This is a genomic window from Pseudomonas sp. IT-P218, assembly GCF_949767605.1.
GTDB lineage: Bacteria > Pseudomonadota > Gammaproteobacteria > Pseudomonadales > Pseudomonadaceae > Aquipseudomonas > Aquipseudomonas putida_AE.
Genome location: NZ_CATKQQ010000024.1, coordinates 1 through 26,049 on the forward strand (window position 1 = coordinate 1; position 26,049 = coordinate 26,049).

At 60.3% G+C, this 26,049-nt stretch carries 28 protein-coding genes; 16 read left to right on the plus strand and 12 right to left on the minus strand.

Annotation, left to right across the window (positions count from 1 at the left end; genetic code table 11):
* Positions 1-60: 60 nt before the first annotated feature.
* From ACM6I6_RS16595 to ACM6I6_RS16605, 3 genes are all read right to left on the minus strand, one after another.
* Complete coding sequence (locus tag ACM6I6_RS16595) at positions 61-570, minus strand: DUF1993 family protein (protein ID WP_274074619.1); 510 nt, start codon at positions 568-570, stop codon at positions 61-63.
* 77 nt (positions 571-647) lie between these two features.
* Positions 648-1,841, minus strand: a complete 1,194-nt coding sequence (locus ACM6I6_RS16600; protein WP_414920265.1) for an acyl-CoA dehydrogenase family protein — start codon at positions 1,839-1,841, stop codon at positions 648-650.
* The gene (locus ACM6I6_RS16605; RefSeq protein WP_274074617.1) at positions 1,838-3,010 is read right to left on the minus strand and encodes an acyl-CoA dehydrogenase family protein; all 1,173 of its coding nucleotides are present in this window, start codon (positions 3,008-3,010) and stop codon (positions 1,838-1,840) included. The genes ACM6I6_RS16600 and ACM6I6_RS16605 overlap by 4 nt, the downstream gene beginning before the upstream one ends.
* A gap of 172 nt (positions 3,011-3,182) precedes the next feature.
* Between ACM6I6_RS16605 and ACM6I6_RS16610 the strand changes: the two genes are divergently transcribed.
* The gene (locus ACM6I6_RS16610) at positions 3,183-3,830 is read left to right on the plus strand and encodes a YceH family protein (RefSeq protein ID WP_414920266.1); all 648 of its coding nucleotides are present in this window, start codon (positions 3,183-3,185) and stop codon (positions 3,828-3,830) included.
* A 9-nt stretch (positions 3,831-3,839) separates the two neighbouring features.
* Here ACM6I6_RS16610 and ACM6I6_RS16615 read toward each other — a convergent pair whose 3' ends face one another.
* Positions 3,840-4,667, minus strand: coding sequence for a shikimate 5-dehydrogenase (locus ACM6I6_RS16615; RefSeq protein WP_274074615.1), 828 nt, complete (start codon positions 4,665-4,667; stop codon positions 3,840-3,842).
* Positions 4,668-4,911: 244 nt separating this feature from the next.
* On the opposite strand from ACM6I6_RS16615, the gene ACM6I6_RS16620 reads away from it, so the two are divergent.
* From ACM6I6_RS16620 to ACM6I6_RS16630, 3 genes are all read left to right on the plus strand, one after another.
* Positions 4,912-5,283 carry a hypothetical protein gene (locus tag ACM6I6_RS16620; RefSeq protein ID WP_414920267.1) on the plus strand — a complete coding sequence of 124 codons (372 nt, stop codon included), beginning with the start codon at positions 4,912-4,914 and terminating at the stop codon, positions 5,281-5,283.
* 211 nt (positions 5,284-5,494) lie between these two features.
* A complete protein-coding gene (locus tag ACM6I6_RS16625) occupies positions 5,495-5,689 on the plus strand; it encodes a hypothetical protein (RefSeq protein ID WP_274074613.1) in 195 nt (64 codons plus the stop codon).
* 115 nt (positions 5,690-5,804) lie between these two features.
* Positions 5,805-5,996 (plus strand): hypothetical protein, encoded by a 192-nt coding sequence (locus ACM6I6_RS16630; RefSeq protein ID WP_274074796.1) that lies wholly within the window; start codon positions 5,805-5,807, stop codon positions 5,994-5,996.
* On the opposite strand, the gene ACM6I6_RS16635 is transcribed toward ACM6I6_RS16630, so the two are convergent.
* The 3 genes from ACM6I6_RS16635 to ACM6I6_RS16645 all read right to left on the minus strand — a co-directional run bounded on the left by ACM6I6_RS16635 (position 5,993) and on the right by ACM6I6_RS16645 (position 10,485).
* Positions 5,993-7,051 carry an AI-2E family transporter gene (locus ACM6I6_RS16635; protein ID WP_274074612.1) on the minus strand — a complete coding sequence of 353 codons (1,059 nt, stop codon included), beginning with the start codon at positions 7,049-7,051 and terminating at the stop codon, positions 5,993-5,995. The two genes, ACM6I6_RS16630 and ACM6I6_RS16635, sit on opposite strands and share 4 nt — an antisense overlap.
* A gap of 198 nt (positions 7,052-7,249) precedes the next feature.
* Positions 7,250-9,058 carry a sodium-extruding oxaloacetate decarboxylase subunit alpha gene (oadA, locus tag ACM6I6_RS16640; protein ID WP_274074611.1) on the minus strand — a complete coding sequence of 603 codons (1,809 nt, stop codon included), beginning with the start codon at positions 9,056-9,058 and terminating at the stop codon, positions 7,250-7,252.
* A gap of 11 nt (positions 9,059-9,069) precedes the next feature.
* Positions 9,070-10,485 carry an acetyl-CoA carboxylase biotin carboxylase subunit gene (locus ACM6I6_RS16645; RefSeq protein WP_414920268.1) on the minus strand — a complete coding sequence of 472 codons (1,416 nt, stop codon included), beginning with the start codon at positions 10,483-10,485 and terminating at the stop codon, positions 9,070-9,072.
* A 188-nt stretch (positions 10,486-10,673) separates the two neighbouring features.
* Between ACM6I6_RS16645 and ACM6I6_RS16650 the strand changes: the two genes are divergently transcribed.
* A complete protein-coding gene (locus ACM6I6_RS16650; protein ID WP_274074610.1) occupies positions 10,674-11,636 on the plus strand; it encodes a LysR family transcriptional regulator in 963 nt (320 codons plus the stop codon).
* On the opposite strand, the gene ACM6I6_RS16655 is transcribed toward ACM6I6_RS16650, so the two are convergent.
* The 3 genes from ACM6I6_RS16655 to uraH all read right to left on the minus strand — a co-directional run bounded on the left by ACM6I6_RS16655 (position 11,578) and on the right by uraH (position 13,444).
* A complete protein-coding gene (locus tag ACM6I6_RS16655) occupies positions 11,578-11,787 on the minus strand; it encodes a PA3496 family putative envelope integrity protein (protein ID WP_274074609.1) in 210 nt (69 codons plus the stop codon). The two genes, ACM6I6_RS16650 and ACM6I6_RS16655, sit on opposite strands and share 59 nt — an antisense overlap.
* A 170-nt stretch (positions 11,788-11,957) precedes the next feature.
* Entirely contained in the window at positions 11,958-12,824 is an 867-nt protein-coding gene (hexR, locus tag ACM6I6_RS16660; protein WP_008056956.1) for a transcriptional regulator HexR, read from the minus strand.
* Positions 12,825-13,090: 266 nt separating this feature from the next.
* On the minus strand, positions 13,091-13,444 hold the full coding sequence (gene uraH / locus ACM6I6_RS16665; protein ID WP_008031462.1) for a hydroxyisourate hydrolase: 354 nt from the start codon (positions 13,442-13,444) through the stop codon (positions 13,091-13,093).
* 443 nt (positions 13,445-13,887) lie between these two features.
* On the opposite strand from uraH, the gene puuE reads away from it, so the two are divergent.
* From puuE to ACM6I6_RS16710, 9 genes are all read left to right on the plus strand, one after another.
* Positions 13,888-14,814, plus strand: a complete 927-nt coding sequence (gene puuE, locus ACM6I6_RS16670) for an allantoinase PuuE (protein ID WP_274075359.1) — start codon at positions 13,888-13,890, stop codon at positions 14,812-14,814.
* On the plus strand, positions 14,811-15,326 hold the full coding sequence (gene uraD, locus ACM6I6_RS16675; RefSeq protein WP_274075360.1) for a 2-oxo-4-hydroxy-4-carboxy-5-ureidoimidazoline decarboxylase: 516 nt from the start codon (positions 14,811-14,813) through the stop codon (positions 15,324-15,326). The genes puuE and uraD overlap by 4 nt, the downstream gene beginning before the upstream one ends.
* Positions 15,327-15,414: 88 nt before the next feature.
* Positions 15,415-16,410 carry an allantoicase gene (alc, locus tag ACM6I6_RS16680; protein WP_274075361.1) on the plus strand — a complete coding sequence of 332 codons (996 nt, stop codon included), beginning with the start codon at positions 15,415-15,417 and terminating at the stop codon, positions 16,408-16,410.
* Positions 16,411-16,527: 117 nt separating this feature from the next.
* Positions 16,528-17,031 carry an ureidoglycolate lyase gene (locus ACM6I6_RS16685; RefSeq protein WP_007960046.1) on the plus strand — a complete coding sequence of 168 codons (504 nt, stop codon included), beginning with the start codon at positions 16,528-16,530 and terminating at the stop codon, positions 17,029-17,031.
* A 51-nt stretch (positions 17,032-17,082) separates the two neighbouring features.
* A complete protein-coding gene (locus tag ACM6I6_RS16690) occupies positions 17,083-18,387 on the plus strand; it encodes a urate hydroxylase PuuD (RefSeq protein ID WP_274075362.1) in 1,305 nt (434 codons plus the stop codon).
* A 119-nt stretch (positions 18,388-18,506) separates the two neighbouring features.
* The gene (locus ACM6I6_RS16695; protein ID WP_323609180.1) at positions 18,507-19,859 is read left to right on the plus strand and encodes a nucleobase:cation symporter-2 family protein; all 1,353 of its coding nucleotides are present in this window, start codon (positions 18,507-18,509) and stop codon (positions 19,857-19,859) included.
* 157 nt (positions 19,860-20,016) lie between these two features.
* Positions 20,017-20,802 carry an outer membrane protein OmpK gene (locus ACM6I6_RS16700; RefSeq protein WP_414920269.1) on the plus strand — a complete coding sequence of 262 codons (786 nt, stop codon included), beginning with the start codon at positions 20,017-20,019 and terminating at the stop codon, positions 20,800-20,802.
* Between the two features lies 1 nt (position 20,803).
* Positions 20,804-21,181 carry a hypothetical protein gene (locus tag ACM6I6_RS16705; protein WP_408597671.1) on the plus strand — a complete coding sequence of 126 codons (378 nt, stop codon included), beginning with the start codon at positions 20,804-20,806 and terminating at the stop codon, positions 21,179-21,181.
* Positions 21,178-21,963, plus strand: a complete 786-nt coding sequence (locus tag ACM6I6_RS16710) for an outer membrane protein OmpK (RefSeq protein ID WP_414920270.1) — start codon at positions 21,178-21,180, stop codon at positions 21,961-21,963. The genes ACM6I6_RS16705 and ACM6I6_RS16710 overlap by 4 nt, the downstream gene beginning before the upstream one ends.
* A gap of 91 nt (positions 21,964-22,054) precedes the next feature.
* On the opposite strand, the gene ACM6I6_RS16715 is transcribed toward ACM6I6_RS16710, so the two are convergent.
* Both ACM6I6_RS16715 and ACM6I6_RS16720 read right to left on the minus strand, forming a co-directional pair.
* The gene (locus tag ACM6I6_RS16715; RefSeq protein WP_414920271.1) at positions 22,055-23,209 is read right to left on the minus strand and encodes a patatin-like phospholipase family protein; all 1,155 of its coding nucleotides are present in this window, start codon (positions 23,207-23,209) and stop codon (positions 22,055-22,057) included.
* A 35-nt stretch (positions 23,210-23,244) separates the two neighbouring features.
* Positions 23,245-24,177, minus strand: a complete 933-nt coding sequence (locus ACM6I6_RS16720) for a lipid A biosynthesis lauroyl acyltransferase (RefSeq protein WP_274075368.1) — start codon at positions 24,175-24,177, stop codon at positions 23,245-23,247.
* A 118-nt stretch (positions 24,178-24,295) separates the two neighbouring features.
* Between ACM6I6_RS16720 and minC the strand changes: the two genes are divergently transcribed.
* Both minC and minD read left to right on the plus strand, forming a co-directional pair.
* Positions 24,296-25,033: a septum site-determining protein MinC gene (minC, locus tag ACM6I6_RS16725; protein ID WP_274075369.1), complete on the plus strand. Its 738-nt coding sequence runs from the start codon at positions 24,296-24,298 to the stop codon at positions 25,031-25,033.
* A gap of 200 nt (positions 25,034-25,233) precedes the next feature.
* Complete coding sequence (gene minD / locus ACM6I6_RS16730) at positions 25,234-26,046, plus strand: septum site-determining protein MinD (RefSeq protein WP_008056976.1); 813 nt, start codon at positions 25,234-25,236, stop codon at positions 26,044-26,046.
* The last annotated feature ends 3 nt before the right edge of the window (positions 26,047-26,049 follow it).

Genomic DNA, 26,049 nt, shown 5'->3' on the forward strand with positions numbered 1-26,049 from the left:
GAACGCAAAAAAAGCCCGCCAAGGCGCAAACCTGGGCGGGCTTTTTTGTACCTGGACGGTTTAGAACGCGCCCATGTAGTCGCGCTTGCCCACTTCCACTCCGTTATGACGCAGCAGCGCGTAGGTGGTGGTGACGTGGAAGAAGAACTGCGGCAGGCCGTAGGTCAGCAGGTAAGCCTGGCCGGAGAAGCGCTTCTCTTTCGGCGTGCCTGGACGGGTGACGATCTCGATGCCTTCCTTGCCATTGATCTGCTCAGGCGAGAACTCGCCGATGTAGGCCAGGACCTTGGCGATCAGCCCTTGCAGCTCGGCGAAGGTGGTTTCGGTGTCTTCGTACTTCGGCACTTCAACTTCGGCCAGACGCGAAGTAACACCCTTGGCGAAATCAACGGCGATCTGCACCTGACGCACCAGCGGGAACATGTCCGGGTACAGACGGGCTTGCAGGAAGGCGTTCGGGTCGATGTTCTTGGCGGTAGCGTGGGCTTCGGCCTTGTTCAGCACATCGCTCAGGGCGTTGAGCATTTGTTTGAAAACAGGGACGGAAGCGTCGTACAGGGAAATGGTCATGACAGGTCTCTTGTGGTGACAGGAGGGAAACGTGGGCCGATTATAGCCGCGCGCCGCCCTCCCGGAACGGCTCTTTTTCATTTGCCTGGACGCGGCTCTTTGGGCATGCCCAAGGCACGCTCGGCGATGATGTTGCGCTGGATTTCGTTGCTGCCGCCGTACAGGGTGTCGGCGCGGCTGAACAGGTACAGCGACTGCAGGCGGGTCAGTTGATAAGGCGCGGCTTCGAGCAATTCCGCCTCGGCGCCGAGCACGTCCATCGCCAACTTTCCGAGGCTGGCGTGCCAGGTCGACCAGAACAGTTTGTAGATGGTCGCCTCCTTGCGCAGCGAACCGTCCTGGCTACCCGAGAGCATGCGCAGCGAGTTGTAGCGCATGATCCGCAGCCCGCTCCAGGCTTCGGCCAGACGCTGGCGAAGGATGGGATCGCGGGCAGCGCCATTGGCCTTGGCGATGGCGATGATCTCGTTGAGTTCGTTCTGGAACTGCATCTGCTGGCCGAGGGTCGAGACACCGCGTTCGAAACCGAGCAACGCCATGGCGATTTTCCAGCCATCGCCTGGCGCGCCGATGATGTTGGCGGCGTCGGTACGGGCGTCGTCGAAGAACACTTCGTTGAACTCCGAGGTGCCGGTCAGTTGCTCGATGGGGCGCACAGTGATTGCCGCCTGGGCCATCGGCACCAGCAGGAAGGACAAACCGCGATGGCCAACGCTGCCCGGTTCGGTGCGGGCGATGACAAAGCACCAGTCCGACTCATGGGCCAGGGAGGTCCAGACTTTCTGCCCGTTGATCACCCATTGCCCCGTCGCCTCATCCAGCGTCGCGCGGGTCTTGACGTTGGCCAGGTCGGAACCGGCGCCCGGCTCTGAATAGCCTTGGCACCAGAACTCGGTACCGCTGACGATCCCCGGCAGAAAACGCCGTTGCTGTTCGGCCGTACCGAAAGCGGCGATGGTCGGTCCGGCCAGGCCTTCGCCAATATGGCCCATGCGTCCCGGGCCGCCGGCGCGGGCGTATTCTTCATGGAAGATCACTTGACGGGTGATCGACAACCCACGCCCGCCATGCTCGGGCGCCCAGCCGACACAGGTCCAGCCGCCTTCGGCGAGTTTGCGTTCCCAGGCTTTGCGCTCTTCGGGAAACATGTGCTCATCGCCGGGTCCACCGCGAAAACGCAGGGGCTCGAATTCGCCGCAGAGGTTGTTGCTCATCCAATCGGCTACTTCCTGGCGAAAGAGCTCGTCCTGCTCGCTGAAATTGATTTTCATGGCTGCTCTCCCAGAATCACCGAAGCAATGCGCTCGCGATGCCAGGCCGGTAGCCCGAGAAAGCTCTCGCTGGCGCGGGCCCGCTTGAAGTAGAGGTGCGGGTCGTATTCCCAGGTGAAACCGACGCCGCCATGCAACTGGATCGATTCGGATGCGCAGTGGAAAAAGGTTTCCGAGCATTGGGCCTTGGCCAACGCAGCCGCCAGTGGCAGTTCGGACGCGACCTGCGGATCACCCTGCGGATCCAGGACTTCCTGGGCCACGCACGCCGCGTAATAGCTGGCGGACCGCGCGCATTCGACTTGCAGCATCATGTCGGCGGCGCGGTGCTTGAGGGCCTGGAAACTGGCGATGGGGCGACCGAACTGCTGGCGTTCCTGCATATAGGCCAAACTGAGGTCGAGCACCTGCTGCGCGCCGCCGGTCTGCTCGGCAGCCAGGCCGATGCAGGCCAGTTGCAGGACGCGTTCCAGGTGCGGCCAGCCATAACCCAATTCGCCCAGCAGCTCATCCGCTTCGAGGTACAAGCCCTTGAGCTCAATCCGCGCCTGACGCCGGGTCTGGTCCATGGTGGGCAGCAACTGCCGTTCGATGCCCGCACGTACGGCGTTGACGGCAAACAGGCTGATGCCCGTTTCGCCAGCGGTTCCGGGCTGACGTGCGGCAATGATCAACAGGTCGGCGCCGTGTCCATCGAGTACATGCTTGAGGGTGCCGTCGAGGACAAACCCTTCGCCTTCGGCCACCACCGTTGCCTGGACATCGTTGGCCGACCAGCCGTTGGCACTGCTGAACGCCAGGGTCCCGGTCACGCTGCCGTCGGCGATCGACGGCAACCAGCGCTGCTTCTGCTCATCATTGGCGGCCAGCAACAGCGCCGGCGTGGCCAGGCAGGCGGTGGCGAAAAACGGCGAGCACAGCAAGCGCCGGCCCATCTGCTCCAGCAGAATTGCCAATTCGACATAACCGAGGCCGAGGCCGCCATAGGCCTCTGGAATATGAATCGCCGGCCAGCACATTTCCTGGCATAACCGCTGCCAGAGGGCTTCGTCGAAACCCCGGTCGCTGACCATCGCCGCGCGCACGGCGGCGGAATCCGATACATCGGCGAGGAAACCCTCGGCCGACTCGCGGATCATTTCCTGTTCGTCGCTGAATGCAAACTCCATCGCGGCGCCTTCTGCTCGTTTGGCGGGGCGCGCGTGGCGCAACACCCCTTTGAGCATGAAGTTTGGCGCCGCCCGGACGCGACAGAATCGTTAGCCTTGCCTAGTCCGAACGGGCGATGTCAAAGTGCGCCTACGCAAGTGAAAAACATGAATCGGCTAAGGATGCAGAACCATGAGCACTGAGCAAGAGACGACTTTCGACGAGCCGCGGCTCAACACTACGGAAATCCGCATTCTGGGCTCCCTGATCGAAAAACAGGCCACCAGTCCGGAAACCTATCCCCTGACCCTCAATGCCCTGGTGATCGCCTGCAACCAGAAAACCAGCCGCGAGCCGGTGATGAACCTCACCCAGGGCCAGGTCGGCCAGAGCCTGCGCGCCCTCGAAGGGCGCGGCTTCACTCGACTGGTGATGGGCAGCCGTGCCGATCGCTGGGAGCACAAGGTCGACAAGGCACTGGAACTGGTGCCCGCACAGGTGATCCTGACCGGGCTATTGTTTTTAAGGGGGCCGCAGACGGTCAACGAACTGCTGACCCGCAGCGGGCGCATGCATGATTTCGAGGATGCCGAGCAGGTCGTGCATCAGCTCGAACGCCTGATTGCCCGCGGCCTGGCCGTGCTGATTCCGCGTCAGGCCGGCCAGCGTGAAGATCGTTATACCCACGCGCTGGGTGATCCGGCGGATATCGAAGCGATCCTCGCGGCACGGCAAAATGCGCCGGAGCGCGGTGCTGGCGGCGCCGTGTCGGTTGAGCGAATCGAAGAGCTCGAATCGCGAATCGCCGCGTTGGAAGAGCGTTTGGCACGCCTTGAGTAAAAGCTTGAATCAATAGGCAAGGCTGCTGCGAGCAAACTCCACGGCCTTTTCAAACTGCTCATCGGTCGGGCGCACGCCGGTATAGAGCACAAATTGCTCCAGTGCCTGGATCGCAATCACTTCGAGCCCGGTGATGACATGCTTGCCTTCGGCACGCGCGCGCAGGATCAGCGGGGTTTCCGCAGGAACCGCGACAACATCGAAGACGATATCCGCAGCAGCAATGGCTTGGCCATCGAACGCCAGCTGATCGGCTTGCGGGCCGGTCATGCCGATGGGCGTTACGTTGATGAGCATTTGCGGGCGTCGGTCACCCAGCTCGGCTTGCCAGGGGTAGTTCAGTGACTTGGCCAATGCCTGGCCGGCACGCTCGTTACGGGCCACGATCAGGCCATTGTGGTAACCGCCATCGCGCAAGGCGCTGGCCACCGCCTTGGCCATGCCACCACTGCCCAGCAGGGCAAATGAGGTGTCCTTGGGCACCTGGTGGGTCTCCAGCAACTGGGCTATGGCGATGTAGTCGGTGTTGAAGGCCTTGAGATGGCCGTCGGTATTGACGATGGTATTGATCGACTGGATGGCCGCAGCAGAAGGGTCCAGTTCGTCGACCAGGGCAATGCAGGCTTCCTTGAACGGCATCGATACGCCGCAACCACGAATACCCAGGGCGCGGATGCCACCGACGGCGCCCGGCAGGTCCTGGCTGGAGAACGCCTTGTAGTAGAAATTAAGCCCCAGTTGCTCATACAGATGATTGTGAAATCGCAGGCCAAAGTTCCCGGGCCGTCCGGAGAGGGACATGCACAGCTGGGTGTCTCTGTTGGGGTTCATCTGCATGAGAATCTCCTTGCATTGCACTTTCGGATGGACGGGATTAGCCAGTCCATCGGGTTCTGTTCAATCATGGTCGCACGCCTTGATCGACGCCGCGCGAGCGTAAGTTCGCCGACACAGACCTTACACAAAATTTACCTGGCAGCTGTGCTGATTTTAAAAAAAAAGCTGTCTTAGAAGTATCCCCGCGACATTCCTTGAGTCTATGGCAGACGCAAGCGCCGGGTCGAAGAACCGAGGAATCATCATGATTCGTAGAATCCCCACAGTGGCCTTGCTGATCGGCGCCCTGGCTGTCGCAGGGCAAGCAGAGGCGCATGGCGGCGGTGGTGGCTGGGAAGGACCGGCGGTGTTTGGCGCGATCGTCGGCTCGGCCATCGTTGGCTCGGCAATCATCAACAGCAACCGGCCTGTGTATGTAGCGCCGCAGCCGGTTTACGCTCAACCGCAACCGGTGTACATGGCGCCACCTCCACCGGTCTACTACCAGCCCGCACCGGTATATGTGGGGCAACCCATCTACTATCGCCCGGCGCCGGTCTACTACGGTCCACCGCGTGGTTACTATGGCCCGCCTCGTGGCTATTACGGCCCTCCCCACGGTTACGGCCGCTGGTAAACGCGGGTTCCTTGTACCTGTAGGAGCGAGCTTGCTCCGGGCGGCGTTCCGACGATGGACGTGAACGCTGCAAGCTCACGTCCGTAATTTACCGTTCGTCGTCACAGGTCTGGAAAAATCCTGTAGGCGTCGCTATCGGAACAGTGTCGACCCTTGATTTCGGCAAGATTGGGTTCGTACCTGTACGGCCGATAACAACAAGGACGAGCTCATGCCCACACAAAACCCGCACCGCATCAATGGTCTGTGTACCTCCAGCAAGGTCTACAACGCCCTGACCGAACTCAAGCACCTGGAAGGCCATCGCAGCGCCAAATTCCTTTCGCTGCTGACCCAGAACCTGGTGCGCAAAGGCCTGCTCAACGAGCAGGAAGTGGTGCATATGCTCGATCAGGTGGTCGACTGAGCGCCAGCCGCCTGGCAGACCTCACTGGCATCAATGACCACTATTGAAAGCGTTGATTGTTCCTCGAGACGCCCGGACCGTAAGGTGACTTCACAGATTAGTGGAGGTCCTTATGATGTCTCAGGTTCAGATCATGTCCGTTATCGGCAGCGCCGTTCCCGCACCGCTCAGAGCGCTTGGCTTGCTCGCCTGCTGGTACCTGGTCCAGGACGGCGAACAGATCAGCGGCCCGCTCACCTCGCTGCCCGACGCCCAGGCGTTGTCCCAGCGAATCGGCACGGGACAGGCAGGCAAGCTCAGTGCCTAAGGCAGCTGAACCCGCGGTTTGGTCTCGATGAAAATGGCCCAGCTCGACATGAACAGGGCCGCGATCAACGGGCCGATGACAAATCCGTTGAGACCGAACAGCGCCAGGCCACCGAGGGTCGAGATCAGGATCATGTAGTCCGGCATCTTCGTGTCCTTGCCCACCAGGATCGGTCGCAGCACGTTATCCACCAGGCCAATCACGAATACCCCGAACAATCCCAGCACCACACCCTGCCAGACCTCGCCGGTCAGCAGGAAAAACGCCGCCACGGGAGCCCAGACAATCCCTGCCCCGATCGCCGGCAACAACGACAGAAACGCCATCAACACCGCCCAGACCAGTGCGCTGGGAATGTCCAGGAACCAGAAAATCAAACCGCCCAATGCGCCTTGGGTGATTGCCACCAGCAGGTTGCCCTTCACCGTGGCCCGCACCACGCGATTGAACTTGAGCTGCAGACGGCGCTTCTGGTGTTCCTGCAACGGCACGGCCATGCGCACCTTGCGCGCGAGTTCGGCCCCGTCGCGCAGGAAGAAGAACAGCAGGTAGAGCATGATGAAAAAGCTGACAATGAACTGGAACGTGCCCTGGCCAAGGCTGAACACCTGATTCGTCACCTCGCCACCGGCCATCGCGCTCTTGACGATTTTCTCCCGCAGCCCGTTCAACTCACCCACACCGAACCGATCAAGCAAATGCTGGAAATACGGTGGCAGGTTGTGCTTGAACTGCGACACATAGCCGGCAATGTCCAGCTCACCGCTCTCGACGCTCTTGTACAGCGCCGCGCCTTCCTGAACCAGCAGCATGCTGATGATGATCACCGGCAGAATCGCGATCACCAGACAGATGCTCAAGGTGCACAGCGACGTCAGGTTGCGCTGCCAGCCGAACTTCAGTTGCAACCGGCGCTGCATCGGCGCAAAGACAATCCCCAGGATCACCGCCCAGAACACCGCACCGTAGAACGGCAGCAGGATCCAGATGAACGCAATGCTCACCAACACCAGCAAAACCGCCAGCGATTTATCTTTCAGCGTCTCTTCGTTCATGTCCGACCCATGTCAGTCTACCGGCACGCAACGTTGTGCCCTGATGCTTAGGCCACTGCGGCGCGCGCGAGTGCCGTGCGCTTGGTGAAAAAGCATGGCAAGGGAGGTGTCGAAGAGATCAGTCGTCAAATTCCAGGCAAAAAAAAAGGGGAGCACATGCCCCCCCGAGGTTTAAAGCGTTGTATCGCGGCTGTTAACTCAGCCTTCGATCTCGATCAGGATCTCGCCCGGGTTCACCCGGTCGCCCTTGGCCACGTGGATGGCGGTGACTTTGCCGGCGATGGCGGCCTGGACTTCGGTTTCCATCTTCATCGCTTCGGTGATCAGCACAGCCTGGCCCGCCTTGACGGTGTCGCCCTCCTTGACCAGCACATCGACGATGTTGCCTGGCATGGTGGTGCTGACGTGGCCCGGGGCCGACGCCTGCTTGCGTTTGCTGCTGCCGCCGCTGACGAATTCATTGAGCGGTTCGAACACCACTTCTTCCGGCATGCCATCGATAGACAGGTAGAAGTGGCGCTTGCCTTCGGCCTTGACGCCAACACCGGTGATGTCGACGCGGTAGGTTTCGCCGTGGACGTCGATGACGAACTCGGTCGGCACGCCTTCACCGCCGGCCGAGGCGACGCCACCGGCTTCAGGAATCGGCAGCAGCACTTCAGGGGTCAGGGTGCCTGCTGCACGCTCTTCGAGGAACTTGCGCCCGATGTCCGGGAACATGGCGTAGGTCAGCACGTCTTCTTCAGACTTGGCCAGGGCACCTATGTCGGCGCGCAGCTTGGCCATTTCCGGCTTGAGCAGGTCGGCTGGGCGAACGTCAATCACTTCTTCGCTGCCAATGGCCTGGCGACGCAGTTGCTCGTTCACCGGGGCCGGCGCCTTGCCGTAGCCGCCTTGCAGGTACAGCTTCACTTCGTTGGTGATGGTCTTGTAGCGCTCGCCGGCCAGCACGTTGAAAAACGCCTGGGTGCCGACGATCTGCGAAGTCGGGGTCACCAGTGGCGGGAAGCCGAGGTCTTCACGAACCCGCGGGATCTCTGCCAGCACTTCGCCCATGCGGTTGAGGGCGCCCTGCTCTTTCAACTGGTTGGCCAGGTTGGAAATCATCCCGCCCGGTACCTGGTTGACTTGAACGCGGGTGTCGACGGCGGTGAATTCGCTTTCGAACTGGTGGTACTTCTTGCGCACGGCGTAGAAGTACAGGCCGATTTCCTGCAGCAGCTCCAGGTTCAGGCCGGTGTCGAACTCGGTGCCCTTGAGCGCAGCAACCATCGACTCGGTGCCCGGGTGGCTGGTGCCCGAGGCGAAACTGGAGATCGCGGTGTCGATGTGGTCGGCGCCGTTTTCGATGGCCTTGAGCTGGCACATGGTCGCTAGGCCGGCGGTGTCATGGGAGTGAATGAACACGGGCAGCGACTGTTCGGCTTTCAATGCCCGAACCAGTTCGCCGGTGGCGTACGGGGTCAGCAGGCCGGCCATGTCCTTGATCGCCACCGAGTCGCAACCCATGGCTTCCATTTGCTTGGCTTGCGCCACGAACGCGTCAATGGTGTGCACCGGGCTGGTGGTGTAGGCGATGGTGCCCTGGGCGTGCTTGCCGGCGGCTTTCACCGCTTCGATGGCCACGCGCAGGTTACGCACGTCGTTCATGGCGTCGAAGATGCGGAACACGTCGATGCCGTTGACCGCTGCCTTGGCGACGAAGGCCCTGACCACGTCGTCGCTGTAGTGGCGATAACCCAGCAGGTTCTGGCCACGCAAGAGCATTTGCAGGCGGGTGTTAGGCAACGCGGCGCGCAGCTGGCGCAGACGCTCCCACGGATCTTCCTTGAGGAAACGTACGCAGGCGTCAAACGTCGCGCCGCCCCAGCATTCCAGCGACCAGTAGCCAACCTTGTCGAGCTTGTCGCAGATCGGCAGCATGTCTTCGGTGCGCATGCGGGTCGCGAGCAGCGATTGGTGGGCGTCGCGCAGGATGGTGTCGGTTACATGAATCTTCTTGGACATTGTTCTATTCCTCACAGGCCTGCGTGGGCGGCGATGGCGGCGGCGATGGCCAGGGCCAGCTCTTCGGGTTTGCGCTTGATCGAGTAGTTGGTCAGTTCAGGGTGGCTTTCAACGAAGCTGGTGTTGAACTGGCCGCTACGGAATTCCGGATTACGCAGGATTTCCTGGTAGTAGGCGGCGGTGGTCTTGACGCCTTGCACACGCATGTCGTCCAGCGCGCGCAGGCCACGGTCCATCGCTTCTTCCCAAGTCAGCGCCCAGACCACCAGTTTCAGGCACATGGAATCGTAGAACGGTGGAATGGTGTAGCCGGTGTAGATCGCCGTGTCGGTACGTACGCCCGGACCGCCGGGTGCGTAGTAACGGGTGATCTTGCCGAAGCTTGGCAGGAAATTGTTTTTCGGGTCTTCGGCGTTGATCCGGAACTGCAGGGCGAAACCGCGGTGCTGGATGTCTTCCTGTTTCACCGAGAGCGGCAGGCCGGACGCAATGCGGATCTGCTCGCGGACGATGTCGATGCCGGTGATTTCTTCGGTGATGGTGTGTTCCACCTGCACCCGGGTGTTCATTTCCATGAAGTACACCTCGCCCTCGGCGAGCAGGAACTCCACGGTACCGGCGTTCTCGTAACCCACGGCCTTGGCTGCACGCACCGAAAGGTCGCCGATGTAGGCGCGCTGTTCCGGGGTCAGTTGCGGGCTCGGGGCGATTTCGATGAGCTTCTGGTTGCGGCGCTGGATCGAGCAATCACGCTCGAACAGGTGCACCACGTTGCCAAAGCTGTCGCCAAGGATCTGCGCTTCGATGTGCTTGGGATTGACGATGCACTTTTCCAGGAACACTTCCGCGGAACCGAACGCCTTGGTGGCTTCGGAAATGACTCGCGGGAACGCCTGTTCGAGTTCTTCACGGCTGTTGCAGCGACGGATACCGCGACCGCCACCACCGGAAGTGGCCTTGAGCATCACCGGGTAACCGATGCGGTCGCCTTCGGTCAGGGCTTCTTCAATACCAGCGACGTTGCCTTCGGTACCCGGCGTGACCGGAACACCTGCCTTGATCATGCTGCGGCGGGCTTCGGTCTTGTCACCCATGCGGCGAATGACTTCAGTCGATGGACCGATGAACTTGATCCCGCGTTCGGCGCAGATGTCTGCCAGTTCGGCGTTTTCCGAGAGGAAACCGTAGCCTGGGTGCAAGGCATCGCAACCGGTTTCCACAGCCAGGTTCACCAGCTTGCGCGGGTTGAGGTAACCGGCCAGTGGCTCGGCACCAATACTGTGGGCCTCATCCGCACGCTTGACATGCAGGGCATGGCGATCGGCGTCGGAATAGATCGCGACCGAGCGAATGCCCATTTCGGCACAAGCGCGTACGATTCGTACGGCAATCTCACCACGGTTGGCGATCAGGATCTTTTTTATCACTTGGAGTTTCCCTTGATCCGGTGGTACCCACGACCTGTTGACAGGTCGACGCGTGACCAAATGTTTCAATTTGGTCGCAACGCCACACTAGCGCTCACAAGGGATTAACAAAAATGAATAATTATTGGGTGATGCATAAGTAAAGACTTATAGTTGACACATTCGCCAGTGGCCAGAGTGTGCAAAAAATGCGTAAGTCCTTGATGCGTATGACATTGCGTCAGTTGCAAATCTTCAACGAGGTCTGCGACCTGAGGTCCTACAGCCGCGCAGCCGACGAAATGTCACTCACGCAACCAGCCGTCAGCCTGCAGATTCGTCAACTTGAAGAGCTGGTGGGCCAGCCGCTGTTCGATTATGTCGGCAAAAAACTCTACATGACCGAAGCGGCGGAAGCCTTGCAACGTGCGAGCCGGGACATCTTCGGTCGCCTGGAAAACCTCGACATGCAACTGTCGGACATGCAGGGCTCGCTGCAAGGCCAACTGAAACTGGCGGTGGAATCCAGCGCCAAGTATTTCGTACCGCACTTGTTTGCCGCCTTCAAGCGCCAGCATCCGGAAGTGAACCTGCAACTGACGGTGGTCAATCGCGCCCAGGTGATCCGGCGGCTGTCGGACAACCGCGACGACCTGGTGATCATGTCCATGGTACCGCAGGACATGGGGCTGGAGTTCCTGCCGTTCCTGAACAATCCGATCGTTGCGGTCGCACCGCCGGATCACCCGCTGTGCCACCTGGGGCCATTGCGCCTGCAGGATCTTGAGCCTTACACCCTGCTGATGCGCGAGGTCGGGTCGGGAACGCGAATGGCCTGCGAGGAATACTTCAAGGAAAAGCGCGTGCACTTCAACCAGACCCAGGAGGTTTCTTCAGCCGAAGCCCAGCGCGAATGCGTGCTGGCGGGTCTGGGCGTGGCACTGTTGACGCGCCACGCCCTGAACCTTGAGTTGGCCACCGGCGGCCTGATCGAGTTGCCGATCGAGGAACTGCCGCTCTACCGCAGCTGGTGCCTGGTACAGGCCAAGGCCAAACGCCTGTCACCGGTGGCTCACGCTTTCCTTGCGTTCATTCGTAGCGAAAGGATTCAGATCAGCGCGCTGGTTGAGCGCTTCGACGGGAAGTTGTCGGCGCCGCCTGCCAGTAATTGAGTTCCAGTTCAGCAAAATCGGCAATCTCGGCGAGAAGCTGGCGCTGTTCGCAGCGATCTTCGATAGCACGGCGGAACGCCATGCGGCGCTGGTCTTCCTGCTGACGACGGGTTTTGACGGCGCTGTTGCGTTCTTCGTAGGGCTGGGCCATTTCGAGTCTCCCAAGTCGAGTACGGGAGTTTCAAGATAGGCGCGAGGGATGACGGTTTGGCGGCGGGCGGGTTACAGGAACATGAAATTCAAAAGATCGCAGCCTGCGGCAGCTCCTACAGAGATTTGTGACCACCTGTAGAAGCTGCCGCAGGCTGCGATCATTTGATCTTAGTCGTCCAGCGCCTTCACCGACTTGGGTGAAAGGCGCAAGCTGCGCAGGCTGCGCTTGACGCTCTTGAGGTGGTTGACCAGGCTCGGCCCGCGGGCCATGGCCACGCCCATGGCCAACACATCGATCACCACCAGGTGGGCGATACGCGAGGTCAGCGGCGTGTAGATTTCGGTGTCTTCGTGAACGTCGATGGCCAGGTTGACGGTCGACAACTCGGCCAAAGGCGTCTGGCTCGGGCACAAGGTGATCAACGAGGCGCCGCTCTCACGCACCAGGTTGGCAGTGATCAGCAAATCCTTGGAGCGCCCGGACTGGGAAATGCAGATTGCCACGTCACTCGGCTTGAGGGTGACCGCCGACATCGCCTGCATGTGCGGATCGGAATACGCCGCCGCTGTCAGCAGCAAACGGAAAAACTTGTGCTGCGCATCCGCCGCCACCGCCCCGGAGGCGCCGAAACCATAGAACTCGACGCGCTGGGCCTGGGACATGAGCGTCACCGCCCGCTGCAATTCCAGCGGATCGAGCTTTTCCCGGACCTCCATCAGCGTGTGCAGGGTGGTGTCGAAAATCTTCAGGCTGTAGTCGGCGACCGAGTCGTCCTCATGGATCGCGAACTGCCCGAAACTCGCCCCTGCCGCCAGGCTCTGGGCCAGCTTGAGTTTCAAGTCCTGGAAACCCGAGCAACCGATGGCGCGGCAAAAGCGCACGATGGTCGGCTCACTGATACCCACGCTGTGGGCCAGGTCGGCCATGGAACTGTGCATCACGGCCGCAGGATCGAGCAAAACGTGATCGGCGACCTTGAGTTCCGACTTGCGTAACAGGTGGCGAGACTGGGCGATGTGTTGCAGCAGATTCAAAGGGCTGGACTCTTTTTTATTTGGCAGGCGCCGGGGATGTAGCACGCTTGTAGTTATACTACATGAATCGTCTTTTTGCCTGCTGAATAAGTAACTGAATTGTCTTTGTCACACCCTGTTTTAGCGGTATGAGCCTTATGTAGCAGTAAATCCGGCCTTTGCCGCCAAGGATTTTTTGCGAAAAAAAAGCCCGCAGTGTGAGCGGGCGAAAGACCAAAGAAGCTATATGCGCAGTCGCTTCTAAGTGGAGGAAGCCGCTTGGGGGATCAGCTTCCTCGGTACGTTGAATAACTGTAGGGCGAAATGAGCAGCGGCACATGGTAGTGATCCTGCTCGGCAGAGATGCCAAAACGCAGCACCACCACATCCAGGAAAGCAGGCTCCGGCAACTGGACGCCACGGGCGCGGTAGTAGTCGCCTGCATGGAACTGCACCTGATAGACCCCGGTGCGGTAGTCATCGCCCTGCAGCAGCGGTGCATCGACACGGCCATCGCTGTTGGTTATCGCGCTGGCGACCAATTCCAGCTGCGAGCCTTCAACGCGGTACAGCTCGACCTTGATCGAGCTGCCCGGGCACCCGTGTGCAGCGTCCAAAACGTGTGTAGTCAAACGTCCCATTGATTCTGCGCGCCTGCCTGCATGTAAGCAGTCAGACCTCGCGCCTCCCGAAGTCAGTTGAAAGGAGACCGCACCGATTCGGAGCACGAAAAGCTGCGGCGAGCGACTGATTAAGACATTTTTCAAAGAAATTGTACACAATAAAAACGACATTTCGTCCGACACCGTCACCACACGGGCTTTTACCGTCGATTTTCCAGCGATCCTTGCGCCTGCGCCGCTTTCGAACCATTAGCTGACCAATCAGGCAAATTTCTTGCACGGGACGGGTAACTGCCCGGAATCCGCACGGCAGATGACCGTTGATGAAAAATGCAAAAAATCAGGCTTACAAAATGAATATAAAGTTGTATACAATCACCCCATCGCTGTGACGCCACCCTGCCATTTCACCCTCAGGCGCGCCACACCACCTGTCAACACGAACAAGAAGGAAGACTGCAGTGAGCGCTGACTACCCTCGCGACCTGATCGGTTACGGCAGTAACCCTCCGCACCCACACTGGCCGGGCAACGCCCGCATCGCCCTGTCGTTCGTACTCAACTACGAAGAAGGTGGCGAGCGCAACATCCTGCACGGCGACAAAGAATCTGAAGCCTTCCTCTCGGAAATGGTCTCGGCGCAGCCGCTGCAAGGCGCGCGTAACATGAGCATGGAATCGCTCTACGAGTATGGCAGCCGTACTGGCGTCTGGCGGATCCTGAAACTGTTCAAGGAATTCGACATTCCGCTGACCGTGTTCGCCGTGGCCATGGCCGCCCAGCGTCACCCGGACGTGATCCACGCCATGGTCGAGGCCGGCCACGAGATCTGCAGCCACGGCTACCGCTGGATCGACTACCAGTACATGGACGAAGCCCAGGAACGCGAGCACATGCTCGAAGCGATACGCATCCTCACCGAAATCACCGGCGAGCGCCCACTGGGCTGGTACACCGGCCGCACCGGCCCGAATACCCGCAAGCTGGTGATGGAAGAAGGCGGCTTCCTCTACGACAGCGACACCTACGACGACGACCTGCCCTACTGGGAACCGAACAACCCGACCGGCAAGCCGCACCTGGTGATCCCGTACACCCTGGACACCAACGACATGCGCTTCACCCAGGTCCAGGGTTTCAACAAGGGCGACGATTTCTTCGAATACCTCAAGGATGCGTTCGACGTGCTCTACGCCGAAGGCGCGGAAGCCCCGAAAATGCTGTCGATCGGCCTGCACTGCCGCCTGATCGGCCGTCCGGCGCGTCTGGCTTCGCTCAAGCGCTTTATCGAATACGCTAAAAGTCATGAACAGGTGTGGTTCAGCCGTCGCGTCGACATCGCACGCCACTGGCACGAAACCCACCCGTACCAAGGGGCCGCGAAATGAGCGCCTTTCAAACATTGAAACCCTCGACCCTGAGCCGCGACGCCTTCGTCAAAGCCTTCGCCGACATCTACGAACATTCGCCATGGGTGGCCGAAAAGGCCTTCGACCTGGGCCAGGACGCTTCGATCGACGAGATCGAAACCCTGCACCAGCGCATGAGCGACATCCTGTTGAGCGCCGATCACGCCAGCCAGCTGGCCCTGATCAACGCTCACCCGGACCTGGCCGGCAAAGCCGCCGTCCAGGGGCAACTCACCGAAGCCAGCACCAATGAACAGGCTGGCGCCGGTATTCACCAATGCACGGCCGAAGAGTTCCAGCGCTTCACCGAGCTGAACGACGCCTACAAGGCCAAGTTCAAGTTTCCCTTCATCATGGCGGTAAAAGGCAGCAACCGGCATCAGATCCTCGCGGCGTTCGAAACGCGCATCCACAACCCGGAAGATACCGAGTTCAAGTGCGCGCTGGCGCAGATCAACAAGATCGCCCTGTTCCGATTACTGACCCTATAGCGACCTTGGCCCGAGCGTATCTGAACGCACAAATCGCCCAGGGCCCTGAGAGCATCCCAAGCCACTTATTTAAAGGCAGACAAGAAGAATGAAAGCTTACGCCGTACCTTTCGAGAAGTTCGTCAACCTGGCCGACGCCCGTCTGGGCACCAAGATCATCTCGGTCACCGATGACTGGTTCGCAGACGCCAACCGTCTGTTCCAACCGACCCCGGCCGTGTGGAAGGAGGGCGTGTTCGATGACAACGGCAAGTGGATGGACGGCTGGGAGTCGCGCCGCAAGCGCTTCGAAGGCTACGACAGCGCGGTGATCCGCCTGGGCGTGCCTGGCTCGATCAAGGGCGTGGACATCGACACTTCATTCTTCACCGGCAACTTCCCGCCGTCGGCCTCCCTGGAAGCCTGCTTCCTGGCCTCGGGCGAGCCGGACGCAAACACCCAGTGGACGGAAGTGCTGTCCGCCGTCGAACTGCAAGGCAACAGCCACCACTACCACGAAATCAGCAACGACCAGGCGTTCAGCCACCTGCGCTTCAACATCTACCCGGACGGTGGTGTTGCCCGTCTGCGCGTGTACGGCATTCCGTTCCGCGACTGGTCGGCTGTTGGCGACAACGAGCAAGTCGACCTGGCCGCAGCCCTCAACGGTGGCCGCGCCCTCGCCTGCTCCGACGAACACTTCGGCCGCATGAGCAACATTCTCAACCCGGGCCGTGGCATCAACATGGGCGACGGCTGGGAAACCGCACGTCGTCGTACCCCGGGCAATGACTGGGTGATCGTCGCCCTGGGCCACCCGGGCGAGATCGAGAAAATCGTCGTCGATACCCTGCACTTCAAGGGCAACTACCCGGACAGCTGCTCGATCCAGGGCGCATTCGTCAAAGGCGGTACCGACAGCCAGATCGAAACCCAATCGCTGTTCTGGCGCGAACTGCTGCCAAGCCAGAAGCTGGAAATGCACGCCGAACACACCTTCGCCGAGCAGATCAAGGCCCTGGGCCCGATCACCCACATCCGCCTGAACGTGTTCCCGGATGGTGGTGTGAGCCGCCTGCGCGTTTTGGGCAAAGTCGCTAAATAAGCACTGAACCCAATCGCCAGCAGGCTGGCTCCCACATTTGCAATGCGTTCCCCTGTGGGAGCCAGCCTGCTGGCGATAGCATTAGAACCAACAACACAGAATTCGGATAAGAACAGCATGCGCACACTGACGATTGAACCGCTGACCAAAGAAGCCTTCGCCCCTTTCGGTGACGTGATCGAAACCGACGGCAGCGATCACTTCATGATCAACAACGGTTCGACCATGCGCTTCCATAAACTGGCGACGGTGGAAACCGCCACGCCAGAAGACAACGCGATCATCAGCATCTTCCGCGCCGACGCGCAGGACATGCCTTTGACCGTGAGCATGCTGGAGCGTCATCCGCTGGGCAGCCAGGCCTTCATTCCGCTGCTCGGCAACCCCTTTCTGATCGTGGTCGCGCCACTTGGCGATGAACCTGTATCAGGCTTGGTCCGCGCCTTCGTCACCAACGGCAGGCAGGGCATCAATTACCATCGCGGCGTTTGGCACCACCCGGTGCTGACGATCGAAAAGCGGGATGACTTCCTGGTGGTTGATCGCAGTGGCACAGGCAATAACTGCGATGAGCATTTTTTCAAAGAGGATGAGCGTTTGATCCTCGCCCCCCACCAATAAGAGAAGGTCTGATCACTCGACAACAAGAGTGACAGGCGAGAGGTAAAGACTGTGGAAGCACATCTGTTGGAATGGCTGAACCTGAGCGTGCGCTGGGTTCACATGATTACTGGCGTGGCCTGGATCGGCGCATCGTTCTACTTCGTCTGGCTGGAAAACAACCTCAATCGGGTCAACCCGAAAAGCGGTCTGGCCGGTGATTTGTGGGCGATCCACGGTGGCGGTATCTACCACCTGGAAAAATACAAACTGGCTCCACCGACCATGCCGGACAACCTGCACTGGTTCAAATGGGAAGCCTACTTCACCTGGATGTCGGGGATCGCGCTGCTGTGCGTGGTGTTCTACTCCAACCCGACGCTCTACCTGCTGGCTCCGGGCAGCACCCTGAGCGGTCCTGAAGGCGTGGCCATCGGTATCGGCTCGCTGTTCATCGGCTGGTTCATCTACTCCTTCCTCTGCGACTCGGCCCTGGGCAAACGCCCTGCCCTGCTGGGTTTCATCCTGTTCGTGCTGATCATCGGCGCGGCCTATGGCTTCAGCAAGGTGTTCAGCGGTCGTGGTGCGTACCTGCACGTCGGTGCGATCATCGGCACCATCATGGTCGGCAACGTGTTCCGCATCATCATGCCGGCGCAACGTGCACTGGTGGCGGCCATCGCCGAGAACCGCACGCCGGATCCGGCACTGCCGGCCAAAGGCCTGTTGCGTTCGCGTCACAACAACTACTTCACCTTGCCGGTGCTGTTCATCATGATCAGCAACCACTTCCCGAGCACCTACGGCAGCCAGTACAACTGGTTGATCCTGGCCGGGATCGCGGTACTGGCGGTGTTGGTGCGTCACTACTTCAACACCCGTCACGACAGCCACAAATATGCCTGGACCCTGCCGGTGGCAGCGGTGGGCATGATTTGCCTGGCCTACGTGTCCGGTCCGAAGCCGATGTCCAGCGCCCCTGAAGTGGCCAAGGCACCTGCCGCAATCGAGTACCAGCCGCTGCCGGAAACTGCAGTGGGTGGTGGCTTGAAACCGGCTGAAGCCAAACCTGCCGAGGCACCTGCAGCCGCACCGGCGCAAGCGTCCAACGCAGGCCCGGGCTTCGACAAGGTGCACAGCGTGATTCAGGAACGTTGCGCGGTTTGCCACTCGGCCAAACCGACCAGCCCGCTGTTCAGCGCGGCCCCGGCCGGCGTGATGCTCGACACCCCCGAGCAGATCCGCCAGAACGCGGCGCGTATCCAGGCTCAAGCCGTCGCCAGCCAGATCATGCCACTGGGCAACATCACCCAGATGACCCAGCAGGAACGTGACCTGATCGGCGCCTGGATTGTGCAGGGTGCCCCGACCAATTAATCGTTGAAAAGCTTCGCTGGCAAGCCAGCTCCTACAGGAGCTGGCTTGCCAGCGATTGGCCGCAACGCGGTCCCCCTGATGCACAAAATCACAAGAATAAAAATGATCCGAGGTGTTGCATGTCCGAGCTCTCCCCAGCACGCATCCCCGACGCACCCGCCATTCAGCGTTTGCCCCTCTTGCAACTGATCCTGGTCGGTTTGCAACATGTTCTGCTGATGTACGGTGGCGCCATCGCGGTGCCGCTGATCATCGGACAGGCCGCTGGCCTGAGTCGTGAAGAAATCGCCTTCCTGATCAACGCCGACCTGCTGGTCGCCGGCATCGCCACCATCGTCCAGTCACTCGGTATCGGCCCCATGGGCATTCGCATGCCGGTGATGATGGGCGCCAGTTTCGCCGCCGTCGGCAGCATGGTCGCCATGGCCGGCATGCCCGGTATCGGCCTGCAGGGGATCTTCGGCGCGACCATCGCCGCCGGGTTCTTCGGTATGCTCATTGCGCCGTTCATGTCCAAGGTCGTGCGCTTCTTCCCTCCTCTGGTGACCGGCACGGTCATCACCTCGATCGGTTTGTCGCTGTTCCCCGTGGCCGTTAACTGGGCCGGCGGCGGCGCCGATGCCGCTCAATTCGGTTCACCGATCTACCTGACCATCGCCGCGCTGGTGCTGGGCACCATCCTGCTGGTGCACCGCTTCATGCGCGGTTTCTGGGTGAATATTTCCGTACTGATCGGCATGTGCCTGGGCTACGTGCTCTGTGGCGTGCTGGGCATGGTCGACCTCAGCGGCATGGCCCAGGCACCATGGCTGCAATTTGTCACGCCGCTGCACTTCGGCATGCCGAAATTCGAACTCGCGCCCATCCTGTCGATGTGCCTGGTGGTGGTGATCATTTTCGTCGAATCCACCGGGATGTTCCTCGCCCTGGGCAAGATCACCGGCCAGGAAGTCTGCCCACGCATGTTGCGCCGCGGCCTGCTGTGCGACGCCGGCGCCTCGTTCTTCGCCGGCTTCTTCAACACCTTCACCCACTCCTCCTTCGCGCAGAACATCGGCCTGGTGCAGATGACCGGTGTGCGTTGCCGTTCGGTGACCATCGTCGCCGGCGGTTTGCTGATCGTCCTCAGCCTGCTGCCCAAGGCCGCGTTCCTGGTAGCTTCGATCCCACCGGCGGTGCTGGGTGGCGCGGCGATCGCGATGTTCGGCATGGTTGCCGCCACCGGGATCAAGATCCTGCAGGAAGCCGACATCGGTGACCGACGCAACCAGTTGCTGGTGGCGGTGAGCATCGGCATGGGCCTGATCCCGGTGGTGCGTCCGGAATTCTTCGCCCACCTGCCCCTGTGGATGAGCCCGATCACCCACAGCGGCATCGCCATGGCCACGCTCAGTGCCCTGACGCTGAACCTGCTGTTCAACATCCTTGGCGGCGCCGAACGCGCGGCCATCAACGACTGCCACGCCCACTAAGTCAGAAGCACACACCCCCTGTAGGAGCCGGCTTGCCGGCGAAAGCGGAGTGTCAGGCGAGATTGATGTTGGATCTTATGGCCTCTTCGCTGGCAAGCCAGCTCCTACAGGTAGGGTGTTTCTGCGCCTTGAAAATAAGAACAAGAGGGAGCAACAGATGATTCGTACCCAGACAAACCTGTTGTTGGCGGGCGGTCTTTTGGCCGCCACTCAAGCCATGGCCGGCGATTTGCTGCTGTGGCAAACCAACAGCCTGAGCTATCTGTACGGCAAGGATTTCGCGGTCAACCCGTCGATCCAGCAGACGGTGACGTTCGAGCACGCCGACCGCTGGAAGTACGGCGACAACTTCATGTTCATCGACAGCACCTACTACAACGGCGAGCAAGACCGCAACAAAGGCGTTCACGCCTATTACGGCGAGTTCAGCCCGCGCCTCTCCCTGGGCAAGATCCTCGACCGCCGTTTCGAAGTCGGCCCGATCAAGGATGTGCTGCTGGCCATGACCTACGAGAACGGCGAAGACGACACCGAGGCCTACCTGATCGGCCCCGGTTTCGACCTCGCGATACCGGGTTTCAACTATTTCACCCTGAACTTCTATAACCGCCAGACCGAAGGCTCGCGCCCCGGCGACGATGTCTGGCAGATCTCACCAGCTTGGTCCTACACCGTTCCATTGGGCAATTCGAGCCTGTTGATCGACGGTTACCTGGACTGGGTGGTGGACAACGACCAGAACGCCCACGGCACCTATCACGCCAACGTGCACTTCAACCCGCAGATCAAGTACGACCTGGGCAAAACCCTTGGCTGGCGGGAAAAACAGGTGTACGTCGGCGTCGAATACAGCTACTGGAAAGACAAGTACGGCATCGAAAACAACGGCAACCTCGACACCAATGAAAACACCACCAGCCTGCTGGTGAAGGTGCATTTCTAAGATGACCCGCAACCGTGCCCCACACCTGTCGTCGGTGCGCCGTTGCGGGGCACTTGAGACCTGGCCGAGGAGTCAGTATTCTCCGCGGCCGCCTGAATCCGCTTTAAAAAAAAGCCCGGATTTAATTCCTGACCAGAAAGCCAACTTATCCCGGCCCTGGACGGTACCAAGGCATCCCCAAACCACTCTCAATCGACTGTTTTTGAGCAGCCGAGCGGGAGTTTTTTGGTTTTCTGAAAGCCTTGGCGCAGCTCTTGCTAACAGCACTAAAGCTGACCGAATGGATGATTTTTTGCAGCTACAGAAAAAGGCGCCACACCAGAGCGTCGACCTTAAAAAAATAACGCGGAACCACTACTTTTTGGGAGCAACCGAATGAAACGTACGTGCACTAGCCTGATGCTGGCGGGATCATTGCTGGCGGGGGGTCAGGCCATGGCCGGCGACTTGCTGCAGTGGCAGAACAACAGCCTGACCTATCTGTATGGCAAGGACTTCCAGGTCAACCCGCGCATCCAGCAGACCGTGACCTTCGAGCACGCCGACGGCTGGAAATACGGCGACAACTTCTTCTTCATCGACAAGATTTTCTACAACGGCAAGGAAGACTCTTTCGCGGGTGAGAACACCCACTACGGCGAATTCAGCCCGCGCCTGTCGTTCAACAAGATCTTCAACCAGAAGCTGGAATTCGGCCCGATCAAGGACGTGCTGCTGGCCATGACCTATGAGTTCGGCGAAGACGACACCGAGTCGTACCTGATCGGCCCGGGTTTCGACCTGGCTATCCCCGGCTTCGACTACTTCCAGCTGAACTTCTACAACCGTCACACCGAAGGCGACCGCCCGGGTGACGATGTCTGGCAGATCACTCCGGCATGGTCCTACACCATCCCGGTGGGCGACTCGGACGTGCTGATCGACGGCTTCATGGACTGGGTCGTCGACAACGACGTGAACGACAAAGGCGAATACCACGCCAACCTGCACTTCAACCCACAGGTCAAATACGACCTGGGCAAGGCGCTGAACCTGGGCGCCAAGCAGTTGTACGTCGGTGTCGAGTATGACTACTGGAAAAACAAGTACGGTATCGAAGACAGCCAGGGTTTCAAGACGGATCAGAGCGTGACCAGCTTCCTGGTCAAGGTGCACTTCTGATTTAAAATCAAAAGATCGCAGGCTCCGCCAGCTCCTACAGGGAAACGCATTCCAACGTAGGAGCTGCCGCAGGCTGCGATCTTTTGCGTTATCACGCCAACCCCATAAACCGGCAAAGCTCATCGCGCTTGGCCAACGCATCCCGCCGCCCCAGATCAATCAATTCGCTGCAATACCCCGCCTCGAACAGCAGATAACTCAACACCCCTGCCCCACTGGTTTTGGTCGCCCCCGGCCCGCGCAGGAACAGGCGCAGCGCCGCCGGCAATTCCTGGCGATGGCGCGCGGCAATTTCGTCGATCGGTTGACTCGGTGAAATCACCAACACCTCTACCGGTGCCACGCCAAGCGCACGGGTGGGTGTGCCGTCGGGCAGGAGGTGGCTGAACTGATTCAAACGCCGCAGCAACTCGATGTCGCTTTCCAGGCTGTCGATAAAGGTACTGTTGAGCATGTGCCCGCCGATCTGCGCCAGGGTCGGTTGTTGCCCGGACCAGGCGCGCTGCAGCGGTTGCTCGGGATCGATGCCCCGCGGGTTGCCACTGACCCCCACCACCAGCACTCGACTGGCGCCCAGGTGCAACGCCGGGCTGATGGGCGCCGATTGGCGTACCGCGCCGTCGCCGAAATACTCCTCGCCGATTTTCACCGGAGCGAACAGCAGCGGAATGGCCGAACTGGCGAGCAAATGGTCGACGGACAATTGGGTGGGAATGCCGATGCGGCGATGGCGCAACCAGGCGTCGATGGTGCCGCCGCTCTGGTAGAAGGTGACGGCCTGGCCGGACTCATAGCCGAAGGCCGTGACGGCAACCGCGTGCAACTGTTTTTGGGCAATGGCTTCGGCGATACCGTTCATCGGTAATTTGTCGTCGAGCAACCCGCGCAACGGCGAGCTGTCGAGCAACGCCACCGGCACCTGCGCGCCAAGGCCCAACAAACTGTGACTGACGAACCGAGTGGCCTGGCTGATCACGCCCGGCCAGTCGCTGCGCAACACCTGGTGACTGCGAAACCCCTGCCAGAATGCCGTCAGGCGCTCGATGGCCGCGCGAAAATCCATCGCCCCGCTGGCAAGGCTGACCGCATTGATAGCCCCGGCGGAGGTGCCGACAATCACCGGAAAAGGATTGTCCGCGCCCAATGGCAGCAACTCGGCAATCGCCGCCAGCACACCCACCTGATACGCCGCCCGAGCCCCGCCGCCGGAAAGAATCAAGCCTGTGACCGGTTCAGCAGGACTCATCGCAACGCTCCATGGTGCAGGTCGGGATCGGCCGTTCAGCCGCGTTTTGCGTACAACTTCGGTTCACCGGGCGGCCGGCTCTTGAAACGGCGATGGGCCCAGAGGTATTGCTCCGGGCAGTCACGCAAGACGCCTTCGATCCACTGGTTGATGCGCAGGCAGTCCGCTTCCTCGGTTTCACCTGGGAAGCCTTCGAGCGGCGGGTGAATCACCAGGCGATAACCACTGCCGTCCGCCAGGCGTTCCTGGGTGAACGGCACCACCAGCGCCTTGCCGAGTCGCGCGAACTTGCTGGTGGCGGTGACGGTGGCGGCCTGGATGCCGAACAACGGCACGAAAATGCTTTGCTTGGCGCCATAATCCTGGTCCGGTGCGTACCAGATCGCCCGGCCGGCACGCAGCAACTTGAGCATGCCGCGCACGTCCTCGCGCTCCACCGCCAGCGAATCGAGGTTGTGCCGCTCGCGACCGCGACGCTGCACATAGTCGAACAGCGGGTTCTTGTGTTCGCGGTACATGCCGTCGATGGTGTGCTGCTGGCCGAGCAGCGCGGCACCGATTTCCAGCGTGGTGAAGTGCACGGCCATCAGGATCACGCCCTTGCCGTCACGCTGGGCATTCTTCAGGTGCTCCAGGCCTTCGATATGGGCCAGTTTCGCCAGCCGCTCACGCGACCACCACCAGCTCATCGCCATTTCAAAGAAGGCGATACCGGTGGAAGCGAAGTTTTCCTTGAGCAGACGCTTGCGCTCGGCCGCGGATTTTTCCGGGAAGCACAGCTCGAGATTGCGCTTGGCAATGCGCCGCCGGTCGGCCGCTGCCCGATACATCAGGGCGCCCAGGACCCGGCCGATCCACAGCAATGCAGGGTACGGCAGCTGGACAATCAGCCATAACAGCCCCAGGCCGCACCAGAGCGGCCAGAAACGCGGCATCAGAAATGTTGTTCGAAAACGCGGGCGATCCATTAAAGGTTCCGAAAAGACGATGGCCGCGCATTCTACATCGTTCGACCCGGCTTGCGGCTCGCCGGCGTTCTCGTTATAAGTCTGGGCACTTTTAGTGACAAGTCGTTGTATGCCGAACATGAGCCAAACCGAACCGCTAGACCAAGATCCCGTGTTCCAGCTGAAGGGCAGCATGCTCGCCATTACCGTGCTGGAACTGGCCCGCAATGACCTTGAGGGCCTCGATCGGCAACTGGCCGCCAAGGTTGCCCAGGCGCCGAACTTCTTCAGCAACGCGCCGTTGGTACTGGCCCTGGACAAGCTCCCGGCCAACGGCGGCGCCGTCGATCTGCCCGGCCTGATGCGCGTTTGCCGCCAGCATGGCCTGCGTACCCTGGCGATCCGCGCCAGCCGCATCGAAGACATCGCGGCCGCCATCGCGGTCGACCTGCCGGTGCTGCCGCCATCCGGAGCCCGTGAACGGGCGCTGGACCTGAACGAAGGCGTCGTGGCGAAAAAGCCGGAAAAACCCGCGGAACCGAGCATCAAGCCGACGAAAATCATCACTTCGCCAGTACGTGGTGGCCAGCAGATCTATGCCCAGGGCAGCGACCTGGTGGTGATCTCTTCGGTCAGCCCGGGGGCGGAACTTCTCGCCGATGGGAACATCCATGTATACGGCCCGATGCGCGGTCGTGTGCTGGCCGGCGTCAAAGGCGACACCAAGGCACGGATTTTCTGCCAGCAAATGAGCGCTGAACTGATCTCCATCGCCGGTCATTACAAGGTTTCCGAAGATCTGCGCCGCGACCCGTTGTGGGGTTCGGGCGTGCAGGTCAGCCTGTCAGGCGACGTGTTGAACATCATTCGGCTTTAACGGATACTGCCGCATTTTCCAAGCATCTCTAAAACGTAGCGAAAACGGCTCAAACGAAGTAGGAAAACGGCTACAAACAGTGTTTACCGGGGGTAAACGCCATTTGCGGCCCATTCCAGCCAAGGCTGTCCAACTGCTGTAGTTTTTCAAGAGATGTTTTTCAGGGGCTAAAAGTCCTTTTTCCTTAGGGGTGAAACACCTTGGCCAAGATTCTCGTGGTTACATCCGGCAAGGGTGGTGTGGGTAAGACCACCACCAGCGCCGCTATCGGTACCGGCCTCGCTCTGCGCGGTCACAAAACAGTCATCGTCGACTTCGACGTCGGTTTGCGTAACCTCGACCTGATCATGGGTTGCGAGCGCCGCGTGGTGTATGACTTCGTCAACGTGGTCAACGGCGAAGCCAACCTGCAACAGGCCCTGATCAAAGACAAACGCCTGGAAAACCTCTACGTGCTGGCAGCAAGCCAGACCCGCGACAAAGACGCGCTGACCGTCGAAGGCGTGGAAAAAGTCCTGATGCAACTCAAGGAAGACTTCGAGTTCGTGGTCTGCGACTCCCCGGCGGGCATCGAAAAAGGCGCCCACCTGGCCATGTACTTCGCTGACGAAGCGATCGTCGTGACCAACCCGGAAGTGTCCTCGGTACGTGACTCCGACCGCATGCTCGGCCTGCTGGCCAGCAAGTCGCGCCGTGCCGAACGCGGCGAAGACCCGATCAAGGAACACCTGCTGATTACCCGTTACCATCCAGAGCGCGTGAGCAAGGGTGAAATGCTCGGCGTCGAAGACGTCAAGGAAATCCTCTCGGTGGCCCTGCTCGGCGTGATCCCTGAATCCCAGGCGGTGCTCAAGGCATCCAACCAGGGCGTTCCAGTGATTCTCGACGACCAGAGCGATGCCGGCCAGGCCTACAGCGACACCGTGGACCGCCTGCTGGGCAAAACCGTGGAACATCGTTTCCTCGATGTACAGAAGAAGGGATTCTTCGAGCGCCTGTTTGGAGGCAATTAAACA

Bases quoted from the DNA above. Each gene is read 5' to 3' on its own strand.
- ACM6I6_RS16615 (WP_274074615.1), bottom strand. From the start codon at position 4,667: ATGCAGATGAACCCCAACAGAGACACCCAGCTGTGCATGTCCCTCTCC.
- ACM6I6_RS16715 (WP_414920271.1), bottom strand. From the start codon at position 23,209: ATGAGTCCTGCTGAACCGGTCACAGGCTTGATTCTTTCCGGCGGCGGG.
- ACM6I6_RS16710 (WP_414920270.1), top strand. From the start codon at position 21,178: ATGAAACGTACGTGCACTAGCCTGATGCTGGCGGGATCATTGCTGGCG.
- ACM6I6_RS16620 (WP_414920267.1), top strand. From the start codon at position 4,912: ATGATTCGTAGAATCCCCACAGTGGCCTTGCTGATCGGCGCCCTGGCT.
- ACM6I6_RS16720 (WP_274075368.1), bottom strand. From the start codon at position 24,177: ATGGATCGCCCGCGTTTTCGAACAACATTTCTGATGCCGCGTTTCTGG.
- uraD (WP_274075360.1), top strand. From the start codon at position 14,811: ATGAGCGCCTTTCAAACATTGAAACCCTCGACCCTGAGCCGCGACGCC.
- ACM6I6_RS16610 (WP_414920266.1), top strand. From the start codon at position 3,183: ATGAGCACTGAGCAAGAGACGACTTTCGACGAGCCGCGGCTCAACACT.
- ACM6I6_RS16595 (WP_274074619.1), bottom strand. From the start codon at position 570: ATGACCATTTCCCTGTACGACGCTTCCGTCCCTGTTTTCAAACAAATG.
- ACM6I6_RS16625 (WP_274074613.1), top strand. From the start codon at position 5,495: ATGCCCACACAAAACCCGCACCGCATCAATGGTCTGTGTACCTCCAGC.
- ACM6I6_RS16695 (WP_323609180.1), top strand. From the start codon at position 18,507: ATGTCCGAGCTCTCCCCAGCACGCATCCCCGACGCACCCGCCATTCAG.
- alc (WP_274075361.1), top strand. From the start codon at position 15,415: ATGAAAGCTTACGCCGTACCTTTCGAGAAGTTCGTCAACCTGGCCGAC.
- oadA (WP_274074611.1), bottom strand. From the start codon at position 9,058: ATGTCCAAGAAGATTCATGTAACCGACACCATCCTGCGCGACGCCCAC.
- ACM6I6_RS16600 (WP_414920265.1), bottom strand. From the start codon at position 1,841: ATGAAAATCAATTTCAGCGAGCAGGACGAGCTCTTTCGCCAGGAAGTA.
- minC (WP_274075369.1), top strand. From the start codon at position 24,296: ATGAGCCAAACCGAACCGCTAGACCAAGATCCCGTGTTCCAGCTGAAG.
- ACM6I6_RS16605 (WP_274074617.1), bottom strand. From the start codon at position 3,010: ATGGAGTTTGCATTCAGCGACGAACAGGAAATGATCCGCGAGTCGGCC.
- ACM6I6_RS16630 (WP_274074796.1), top strand. From the start codon at position 5,805: ATGTCTCAGGTTCAGATCATGTCCGTTATCGGCAGCGCCGTTCCCGCA.
- ACM6I6_RS16705 (WP_408597671.1), top strand. From the start codon at position 20,804: ATGACCCGCAACCGTGCCCCACACCTGTCGTCGGTGCGCCGTTGCGGG.
- ACM6I6_RS16655 (WP_274074609.1), bottom strand. From the start codon at position 11,787: ATGGCCCAGCCCTACGAAGAACGCAACAGCGCCGTCAAAACCCGTCGT.
- ACM6I6_RS16700 (WP_414920269.1), top strand. From the start codon at position 20,017: ATGATTCGTACCCAGACAAACCTGTTGTTGGCGGGCGGTCTTTTGGCC.
- ACM6I6_RS16650 (WP_274074610.1), top strand. From the start codon at position 10,674: ATGCGTAAGTCCTTGATGCGTATGACATTGCGTCAGTTGCAAATCTTC.
- ACM6I6_RS16635 (WP_274074612.1), bottom strand. From the start codon at position 7,051: ATGAACGAAGAGACGCTGAAAGATAAATCGCTGGCGGTTTTGCTGGTG.
- ACM6I6_RS16685 (WP_007960046.1), top strand. From the start codon at position 16,528: ATGCGCACACTGACGATTGAACCGCTGACCAAAGAAGCCTTCGCCCCT.
- uraH (WP_008031462.1), bottom strand. From the start codon at position 13,444: ATGGGACGTTTGACTACACACGTTTTGGACGCTGCACACGGGTGCCCG.